This is a genomic window from Mycobacterium sherrisii (assembly GCF_002102355.1).
Lineage (GTDB): Bacteria > Actinomycetota > Actinomycetes > Mycobacteriales > Mycobacteriaceae > Mycobacterium > Mycobacterium sherrisii.
Genome location: NZ_LQPT01000106.1, coordinates 21,855 through 30,591, shown reverse-complemented (window position 1 = coordinate 30,591; position 8,737 = coordinate 21,855). Strand labels below are relative to the sequence as shown.

The 8,737-nt window shown below is 67.7% G+C and carries 9 protein-coding genes and 1 riboswitch; of the genes, 3 read left to right on the top strand and 6 right to left on the bottom strand.

What is annotated here, in order from left to right; translation table 11 throughout:
• A partial coding sequence (locus AWC25_RS22960; RefSeq protein ID WP_142279006.1) for an FHA domain-containing protein occupies window positions 1-609 on the bottom strand: 609 nt, incomplete at its 3' end.
• A 76-nt stretch (window positions 610-685) separates the two neighbouring features.
• Window positions 686-1,900 (bottom strand): NADH:flavin oxidoreductase, encoded by a 1,215-nt coding sequence (locus AWC25_RS22955; protein WP_069399068.1) that lies wholly within the window; start codon window positions 1,898-1,900, stop codon window positions 686-688.
• A 39-nt stretch (window positions 1,901-1,939) separates the two neighbouring features.
• On the opposite strand from AWC25_RS22955, the gene AWC25_RS22950 reads away from it, so the two are divergent.
• Window positions 1,940-2,785, top strand: coding sequence for a bifunctional methylenetetrahydrofolate dehydrogenase/methenyltetrahydrofolate cyclohydrolase (locus AWC25_RS22950; protein WP_069399067.1), 846 nt, complete (start codon window positions 1,940-1,942; stop codon window positions 2,783-2,785).
• Window positions 2,782-3,075: a DUF3017 domain-containing protein gene (locus AWC25_RS22945; RefSeq protein ID WP_069399066.1), complete on the top strand. Its 294-nt coding sequence runs from the start codon at window positions 2,782-2,784 to the stop codon at window positions 3,073-3,075. The genes AWC25_RS22950 and AWC25_RS22945 overlap by 4 nt, the downstream gene beginning before the upstream one ends.
• On the opposite strand, the gene AWC25_RS22940 is transcribed toward AWC25_RS22945, so the two are convergent.
• Complete coding sequence (locus tag AWC25_RS22940) at window positions 3,072-3,578, bottom strand: DUF732 domain-containing protein (protein WP_069399065.1); 507 nt, start codon at window positions 3,576-3,578, stop codon at window positions 3,072-3,074. The genes AWC25_RS22945 and AWC25_RS22940 overlap by 4 nt on opposite strands.
• A gap of 271 nt (window positions 3,579-3,849) precedes the next feature.
• Here AWC25_RS22940 and AWC25_RS22935 point away from each other — a divergent pair, with 271 nt between their 5' ends.
• Complete coding sequence (locus AWC25_RS22935; RefSeq protein ID WP_069399064.1) at window positions 3,850-5,292, top strand: FAD-dependent oxidoreductase; 1,443 nt, start codon at window positions 3,850-3,852, stop codon at window positions 5,290-5,292.
• An 18-nt stretch (window positions 5,293-5,310) separates the two neighbouring features.
• Here the strand turns inward: AWC25_RS22935 and AWC25_RS22930 are convergent, their stop codons facing one another.
• The 3 genes from AWC25_RS22930 to AWC25_RS22920 are packed head-to-tail and all read right to left on the bottom strand — an operon-like array spanning window position 5,311 to window position 8,571.
• Window positions 5,311-6,045 (bottom strand): class I SAM-dependent methyltransferase, encoded by a 735-nt coding sequence (locus AWC25_RS22930; protein ID WP_069399063.1) that lies wholly within the window; start codon window positions 6,043-6,045, stop codon window positions 5,311-5,313.
• Window positions 6,042-7,181: a homoserine O-acetyltransferase MetX gene (gene metX, locus AWC25_RS22925; RefSeq protein ID WP_069399062.1), complete on the bottom strand. Its 1,140-nt coding sequence runs from the start codon at window positions 7,179-7,181 to the stop codon at window positions 6,042-6,044. The genes AWC25_RS22930 and metX overlap by 4 nt, the downstream gene beginning before the upstream one ends.
• 19 nt (window positions 7,182-7,200) lie before the next feature.
• On the bottom strand, window positions 7,201-8,571 hold the full coding sequence (locus tag AWC25_RS22920; protein ID WP_085167776.1) for a bifunctional o-acetylhomoserine/o-acetylserine sulfhydrylase: 1,371 nt from the start codon (window positions 8,569-8,571) through the stop codon (window positions 7,201-7,203).
• A gap of 38 nt (window positions 8,572-8,609) precedes the next feature.
• Window positions 8,610-8,731, bottom strand: a riboswitch (SAM riboswitch).
• Between the last annotated feature and the right edge of the window lie 6 nt (window positions 8,732-8,737).

Sequence of the window (8,737 nt, the reverse complement as noted above, 5' to 3'; positions counted from 1 at the left end):
GGGGGCGAGCGGCGGGGGCGCGGTGGGTCGCGCCACCGACGTCGGATACACGGGTTGACCCGGCGGCGCCGGCCGCGGACCCGGCGGTCCCGGATGCAGGACCGGTCCGCCGGGACGCCCGCGCAACGGCGGCGGGGGCGGTGCACCCCAGGCCGGCTGACGACCGGGCGGCGGTGCGGGCGGAGCGGCGACCGGGGGACCCGGCTGCCCCGACACCTGTGACGACGGCCATGCCGCGTGCGCGGCGGCCGCCGGGATACCCATCGACTCGGTCCGCGGCGGTCGCCCGGCCATGCCCTGGTGCCGGCCGACCTCGAAGGTCAGCAGCGGGCCGTCCGGGTTCCCGATGTTGATGCTTTGCCCGTCGTGGATGTCCACGACCGGCACCTTCCTGCCGTTGGCGAATGTGCCGTTGAGCGAACCGTTGTCGATAGCCAGCCACCGGCCCTGGTCGAAGCGCAGCAGCAGGTGAGCACGCGAAATCAGGGGATGCGTGATACGCATGTCGGCACGCAGATCGCGGCCCACCACCACGTCGTGACCTGCTGCGAAAGTGCGTTCCGACCCGTCGTGCCGAACCGTCAACGTCGGCGGGGTTGGTGCATTCATCGCCACAACTGTAGCCCGTGGACCTGTTTCGGCATTTGCACGATCGCGGCACGTCGTGCGGGTCACGGCGTAGCGGTCAGGCCGTGTCGGGGGCTCCGGTGACCACGCAATGGGTCCGGCTGTAGATCGTTGGCATGCACCGATTGCAGTGCGTACACGCCGAATGCACGCTGTGTTGCGCACCGTCGGCGGCGAGGCGATTGATCAGATCGGGCTCGGCGAGCAAGGCCCGGGCCATCGCGACGAACTCGAAGCCCTCGGCCATCGCCAAATCCATCGTCTCGCGGTTGGAGATGCCGCCCAGCAAAATCAGGGGCATCTTGAGTTCGGCCCGGAACAGCTTGGCGTCGCGGAGCAAATACGCCTCGCGGTAAGGGTATTCGCGCAGGAACTTGGTGCCCGTCATGCGCATGCCCCAGCTCAACGGTGGCTTGAAGGCTCCGGCGAATTCCTTGAGCGGGGCGTCGCCGCGGAACAGGTACATCGGGTTGACCAGCGAGCTGCCCGCGGTCAGTTCGATCGCGTCCAGGCCGCCGTCTTCCTCGAGCCATTTCGCCGTGGTCACCGACTCCTCGGTGCTGATCCCGCCGCGCACGCCGTCGGCCATGTTGAGTTTGGCGGTGACCGCGATCGGCGTTCCTTCTTTGTCCACCGCGCGACGCACGGCCCGCACGATGCCGCGGGCGACCTTGGCCCGGTTCTGCAGCGATCCGCCGAACTCGTCGTCGCGGCGGTTGATCAGCGGGGACAGAAATGAACTCGCCAAATAGTTGTGGCCCAAGTGGATTTCGACGGCGTCGAAGCCGGCTTCCATGGCAAACCGGGCCGCGTCGGCGTGCGCGGCGATGACATCGTCGATGTCGTCGCGAGTGGCCTTGCGGGCGAAGCGCATTCCAATCGGGTTGAAAAACCGCACCGGCGCCAGCGCCTTGGCCTGGTTGGATTTGGCGTTGGCCACCGGGCCCGCGTGGCCGATCTGCGCGCTCACCGCCGCGCCTTCGGCGTGTACGGCCTCGGTCAGCCGGCGCAACCCGGGTACCGCTTCGGGCCGCATCCACAGTCCGTTGCCCTCGGTGCGCCCGCCGGGGGAGACGGCGCAGTAGGCGACGGTGGTCATCCCGACCCCGCCCGCGGCCGGTAGCCGGTGGTATTCGATCAGGTCATCGCTGACCAGGGCGCCGGGTGTACGCGCCTCGAAGGTCGCCGACTTGATGACGCGGTTGCGCAGCGTGATCGGGCCGAGCTTGGCCGGACTGAACACGTCGGGGACGGTGTGCTGGTCAGCGGGCATGTCAGCAGAGTAAACCCCTGACATGGAACACTGTCAGACGTGGGAGCAATCACGCTGGACGGCAAGGCCACCCGTGACGAGATTTTCGTCGACCTCGAGCAACGAGTGGCGGCGCTGACCGCGGCGGGGCGCACCCCCGGGCTGGGCACCATCCTGGTCGGCGACGACCCCGGGTCGCAGGCCTACGTTCGCGGTAAGCACGCCGACTGCGCGAAGGTGGGCATCACCTCGATCCGCCGCGATCTGCCCGCCGACATCTCGACGGCCAAGCTCAACGAGACGATCGACGAGCTGAACGCCAACCCGGAATGCACGGGCTACATCGTGCAGTTGCCGCTGCCCAAGCATCTCGACGAGAACGCCGCGCTGGAACGCATCGACCCTGGCAAGGACGCCGACGGGTTGCACCCCACCAACTTGGGCCGGCTGGTGCTCAACAACCCGGCACCGCTGCCGTGCACCCCGCGTGGCATCGTGCATCTGCTGCGCCACTATGACGTCAACATCGCCGGCGCACACGTGGTGGTCATCGGTCGTGGGGTCACCGTCGGCCGACCGTTGGGCCTGCTCCTGACCCGGCGCTCCGAGAATGCGACGGTCACGTTGTGCCACACCGGCACTCGTGACCTACCCGCGCTGACCTGGCAGGCCGACATCATCGTCGCGGCCGTCGGGGTGCCGCACATGCTCACCGCCGACATGGTGCGACCGGGTGCCGCGGTGCTTGACGTCGGGGTCAGCCGGGTCGACGGCAAGCTTGCCGGCGATGTGCATCCGGACGTCTGGGAGGTCGCCGGCCACGTATCGCCGAACCCCGGCGGAGTCGGCCCCTTGACCCGGGCTTTTCTGCTGACGAACGTGGTCGAGTTGGCCGAGCGGCAATGACGTCGGCGACTTCGGTGAAAAGTGCCGCCAAAACCCAGTGGCCGATCCTGTTGGTCGGGCTGATTTTTGTGACGGCGTTCGGCTTGGTGGGCGCGAACTTCTGGCGTCGTGGCTCGCTGTTGATCGGCATCGCGGTCGGCGTGGCCGCGGTCCTGCGGTTGGTGCTGCCCGAGGATCGCGCCGGTCTGTTGTCGGTGCGCAGCAAGGGGATTGACTTCGTCACGACCGCGACGGTCGGGGCGGCGATGGTCTACATCGCCTGGACGATCGATCCGCTGGGGACCGGCTAGATCCCCGGCCCGGTGATCTGCGGCAAGCCCGGGGTATTAACGCCGGGCATGCCGCCCGGCATACCGGGCATGCCGCCGGGCATACCGGGCATGCCGCCGGTCATGCCGCCCGGCATGTTGGGCATGTTGCCGTTGGCCAAGTTGGCGATCATGTCCGGGCAGTAGGTCTGGATGGCGATCGTGGTGAACACCTGGGCCATCTGCGGCGACATGCCCTGACGTCTGATGTTGGCCACGGCACCGGCGAAACTGCCGCCCGGCTGGGCGAGCATCGGACAGACGGATTCGCCCACCGCCATCGCGTTTCCCGGCTGGCCGAAGTCGACGCCGGCGTGGTTCAGCGCATCGATGAAGTTGTCGTCGGTGTTGGCGTCCGCGTCGGCCGGCGCCCCCAACGCCGCCGCCACCGTCAACATCCCTGCCACCGCGACCAACACGCGAACGGTCAACGGTGGGTGGCGAAACAGCGAAACCCAACCGTGGCCAGCAGCAACTGCTTTCATGACAGCTTCCCCATCTGTCGCGGAGCGCTCGGAAAAGGCACTCGAAATCACTTAGGAAAGACTGATCCATGGCGGTCACGTTTACGACACGGGCAGGTCAAGGTTCGCACACTATGCGTTTCGCGAGCGCGACGATTCCGAAACATCGGTTAATGCGCGTAAACCGTTATGGGCGTTGCCGATCGCGTATTGGCCAATCGAAGCCACACTGTGATCTGACACAGGCCACGGGGCCGGACATTTTCGTGAGGGATGGTTAAGAATCCCGCGCATGGATCATGGCATCTCGCGTCAAACGTTTCTCCGCGGTGCCGTTTCAGCGTTGGCTGCGGGCGCGGTGTTCGGTACCGCACGTGGCGGCGCGGACCCGGGAGCCGCCGCCGCCAGCTGGAACGGGCTGGCGTCCACGATCGGTGGCAGCGTCTTGCTGCCGGCCAGCGGTGCCCAATTCGCTTCGCGCAAGCAGGTATTCAACTCGTTCTACAACGGCGCCACTCCAGCGGCGATCGTCGCGGTCTCGTCGCAGGCCGATGTGCAGAAGGCGCTTGCCTTCGCGTCGGCCAACAAGCTCAAGGTCGCACCGCGCGGCGGCGGCCACTCCTACGTCGGCGCCTCCAGCGCGAACGGCGTGATGGTGCTCGACCTGCGTGGGCTCCCGGGCGGGCCGACGCTCGACGGCGGCAACGTCACCGCGACGCCCGCGACCAATCTGTGGGCGATACACCAGACGTGCGCCGGCGCCGGTCGCGGGGTTCCTACCGGCAGCTGCCCGACCGTCGGTGTCGGTGGGCTCACCCTCGGCGGCGGCCTCGGCGCCGACTCGCGGCATGCCGGCCTCGCTTGCGACGCACTGCAATCGGCCACGGTCGTACTGCCGAGTGGCGACGTCGTCACCGCCTCGGCCAATGACCACCCGGATCTGTTCTGGGCACTGCGCGGTGGCGGTGGCGGCAATGTCGGGGTGACCACGTCGATGACCATGGCGACCTTCCCGACCGGTGACACCGACATCGTCCGGCTCGACTTCGCGCCGTCCTCGGCCGTTCAGGTACTTGTCGGCTGGCAGAACTGGTTGAACGGCGCCGACCGGAATGCCTGGGCCATGGTCGATCTCGCGGTCGGCGGCACCCAGCCCGATTGCCATATTCTGGCGACCTGCCCAGCCGGGGGAGCGGCCGGGATGGCCGACGCGATCAAGGCGGCGATCGGGCTGCAGCCCACCGCGGTGACCAACAAGACGATGAACCGGATGGACCTGGTGACATATCTGGCCGGCGGCAGCTCGACTTCGCCACCTCGCGGCTTCGTGGCCGGGTCAGATGTGATCACGACGGTGAATTCGGCTGCGGCGCATGCCATCGCCACCGCGATCGGGCAGTGGCCCGCCTCCGCCGGGCAGGCTTCGCTGCTGGTGGATCCGTTGGGTGGTGCGATCGCCGATGTGGCCCCGGGGGATACGGCCTTCCCGTGGCGCAAGCAGTCCGCGGTGCTGCAGTGGTACGTCGAGCCCGCCGCCAATCAGGTTTCGGCGGCCACGCAGTGGCTGAGCTCGGCGCACCAAGCCGTGCAACAATTTTCGGTGGGCGGATATGTCAATTACCTGGAGCCCAACACCGCGGCGTCGCGTTACTTCGGGTCCAATCTGGCTCAGTTGAACAGCGTGCGACAGAAGTACGACCCCAACCAGATCATGTTTTCCGGCCTGAAGTTCTAACTCCCGCAGGTGTCACCGTCAGGCGATCAGCGTCGCCCGGATGCACACGGTGACGTACGGCATCGCCAATCCCGTCGAATTCGCCAGCGCCGGATGGGTGGCCAACAGCTGGCGCACCTGATCCAACGTCTGGGTGCGGACCTCCGTCGGCGAGGTGATGCAATAGCTGCGGGAGGCTACCAGGTCGATCAATGCTTGCGGCGTAAGGTAATTCGTCCACTCGACCTGGTGACGTTCGGGCTCGCCGAACGGCGTCGGTAGCTTCACGTCGAACCGGCGGCCGTCGCCGTCGCTGCCGATGATCTGCCCGAGCTCACGCACCCAACCGAGTCGCTCGTCGCGGGTGTTCCACACCAGACCCAGTCGGCCGCCGGGCCGCAACACCCGGGCCACCTCGGGGATCGCTCGCTCGGGATCCACCCAGTGCCAGGCCTGCGCGACCAGGACGGCGTCAACGCTGTTGTCCTCCAACGGAATCTCTTCCGCGGTGCCCAGCAACGCGCGAGTCTCCGGAAGCGAAGCGCTGAGCACCTCGAGCATGTCCGGAATCGGGTCCACCGCCACGACATCGAGTCCACGCTCCACCAGTCGGGTGGTCAACTTGCCGGTACCCGCCCCCAGATCGAGTACCTGGCGCGCGCCGCGCGGCAACAGCCAGTCGATGGCCTCGGGCGGATAGGACGGCCGGCCACGCTCGTAGGCTGCGGCGGCCGAACCGAATGACAGGGACCGGTCGTGCCGAGAGCGGGTCACCTCCGGCCCGCACCTTCATTCGCCGCCAGATCCAGTGTCTTACGGATCAATTCGCCCACCGCCTCGGTCTCCACCAGAAAACCGTCGTGTCCGCAGATGGAATCGACAACATGCAGCCCGGCGCAGCCCGGCAGTAGGTCGGCCAACTCCTGCTGCAGCCGCAGCGGGTAGAGCCGGTCGGACCTGATGCCACCGACCACCGCCGGCACCGGGCATCTGCCCAGGGCCTTCTTCAGCCCGCCACGGCCTCGCCCGACGTCGTGGCTGTTCAAGGTTTCGGTCAGGATCACGTAACTGCCGGCATCGAAGCGGGCCAACATCTTGTCACCCTGATGTTCCAGGTAGCTTTGCACGGCGTAGCGCCCCCCGTCGGACGGATCCTCGCCGCTTTGGCCGCGATTGGCGAACCGCGTGTCGAGCTCGACCTCGCCACGATAGGTCAGGTGGGCGAACCGCCGGGCGATCGCCAGGCCCGCATCCGGGGACCGCCCGGTGCCATGGTAGTCGCCACCCAGCCAGTTCGGGTCGGCCTTGATCGCCGCGATCTGGGTGGTCTGGGTACCGATTTGATCCGCGGTGGCACGCGCACCGACGGCCAGTAGCAACCCGGCGCGAACCCGCTCGGGGTGCCCGACCATCCACTCCAACGCCCGTGCGCCGCCCATGGATCCGCCGATCACGGCCGCGACCTGACTGATGCCCAAAGCCTCCAGCGCGGCGATATCCGCCTCGACCTGGTCGCGAACCGTGATCAGCGGAAACCGCGAACCCCACGGCTTGCCGTCGCGGGCAAGCGAACTCGGCCCGGTCGAGCCCCGGCAACCGCCCAGCACGTTGGTGGCCACCGCACACCAGCGGTTGGTGTCGATCGGTGCGCCCGGCCCCGCGATGCCGTCCCACCAGCCGGAAGTGGGATGCCCGGGCCCGGCCGGGCCGGTGATGTGGGAATCGCCGGTGAGAGCGTGCAGAACCACCACGACGTTGTCGCGGGTCGGTGACAGCTCGCCCCAGCGCTGGACCGCGATGCAGACATCGTCGATGACCGCGCCGCTCTCAGTGGTCAGCGAGCCGATGTCGACCAGGCCGATCTCGCCCTCGGCCGGCAGCGTCTGGGTGGGGACGTCGGAAATCGTCATGGCACTGTCCCTCGCGTCCTCAGAAAGCCGCCACGGCTTGCGGGTCGGAACTTTTCGGGACTGCGGCGAACCCAAGCTCCAAATCGGCCAGGATGTCGTCGATGCCCTCGATGCCGACCGCCAGTCGCACCAGCCCCGGCGTGACGCCGGTGCTGAGCTGCTCGGCGGGACTCAGCTGAGCATGCGTGGTCGACGCCGGGTGAATCACCAGCGACCGCACGTCGCCGATGTTGGCGACGTGGCTGTGCAATTGCAGGGCGTTCACGAACGCCCGCCCGGCTTCCAGACCACCGGCCAGCTCGAACGCCAGCACCGCGCCGGTTCCCTTGGGCGCCAGCTTCTTTGCCCGCTCATACCACGGCGAGCTGGGCAGCCCGGCGTAATTTACCGACAGCACGCCTTGATTGGAGTTTCGGCGGCCCTCCAGGAACTCGGCTACCCGTTGCGCGTTGGCGACGTGCCGCTCGACGCGCAGGCTCAACGTCTCCAGGCCCTGGGCCACCAGGAACGCGTTGAACGGCGAGGCCGCGGACCCGAGGTCACGCAGCAACTGCACGCGCGCCTTCAGCGCGTACGCCGGCGGTCCCAGCTCCGCGTAGACCACGCCGTGGTAGCTCGGGTCGGGTGTGGTGAACCCGGGGAAGCGGCCCCCCGTCCAGTCGAACGTGCCGCCGTCGACGATGACGCCGGCGATCGCCGAACCGTGCCCACCCAGATACTTCGTCGCCGAGTGCACGACGATGTCGGCGCCCTGAGCCAGCGGCTGGATCAGGTACGGCGTGGCAATCGTGTTGTCGACGATCAACGGGATGCCGTTGGCGTGGGCGACCCCAGCGACTCCGGGTGTGTCCAGGATGTCGATCTGCGGGTTGGAGATCGTCTCGGCGAAGAAGGCCTTGGTGTTGGGCCGCACCGCGGCCTGCCACGAGTCCAGATCGTCGGGGTCGGCCACGAAGCTGACCTCGATGCCGAGCTTGGCCAGCGAATAGTGGAACAAGTTGTAGGTGCCGCCGTACAGGCGTGGGCTGGATACGATGTGATCCCCCGCACAAGCCAGGTTCAGTATGGCGAACGTCTCAGCGGCCTGCCCGGAGCTCAGGAACAGCGCGGCGACGCCGCCCTCGAGCGCGGCGATGCGTTGCTCGACGACATCGGTGGTGGGGTTACCGATCCGGGTGTAGATGTTGCCCGGCACTTCGAGCCCGAACAGAGCGGCGGCGTGGGCGGTGTCGTCGAAGACGTACGACGTGGTCTGGTAGATCGGCAGGGCGCGCGCGTGGGTGGTCGGATCGGGCTGCTGGCCCGCGTGCACCTGCTTGGTCTCGAACGACCAGTGCGCCATCGGATCGGTCCCGGAATCGGTCCCGGAATTGGTGTTGTCGGAGCTCACCCTAAGTTTCCCTGTCTACTCAGGGGCCCGTCATGGCGGACCCGCGCTTGCCGGATAGCCGGTGCTGTGGCTACTCAACCTGGTCATCACCCGGGGCACCCCACCGCGGTTGGAGGGTTGCCGGCCAGCAAGCCGGGGCTTGACGCTGGCGCTCATGACCAATACG

Excerpts from the sequence above, each read along its gene's own strand:
- AWC25_RS22955 (WP_069399068.1), bottom strand. The coding sequence starts at position 1,900 with ATGCCCGCTGACCAGCACACCGTCCCCGACGTGTTCAGTCCGGCCAAG.
- AWC25_RS22945 (WP_069399066.1), top strand. The coding sequence starts at position 2,782 with ATGACGTCGGCGACTTCGGTGAAAAGTGCCGCCAAAACCCAGTGGCCG.
- AWC25_RS22940 (WP_069399065.1), bottom strand. The coding sequence starts at position 3,578 with ATGAAAGCAGTTGCTGCTGGCCACGGTTGGGTTTCGCTGTTTCGCCAC.
- AWC25_RS22935 (WP_069399064.1), top strand. The coding sequence starts at position 3,850 with ATGGATCATGGCATCTCGCGTCAAACGTTTCTCCGCGGTGCCGTTTCA.
- metX (WP_069399062.1), bottom strand. The coding sequence starts at position 7,181 with ATGACGATTTCCGACGTCCCCACCCAGACGCTGCCGGCCGAGGGCGAG.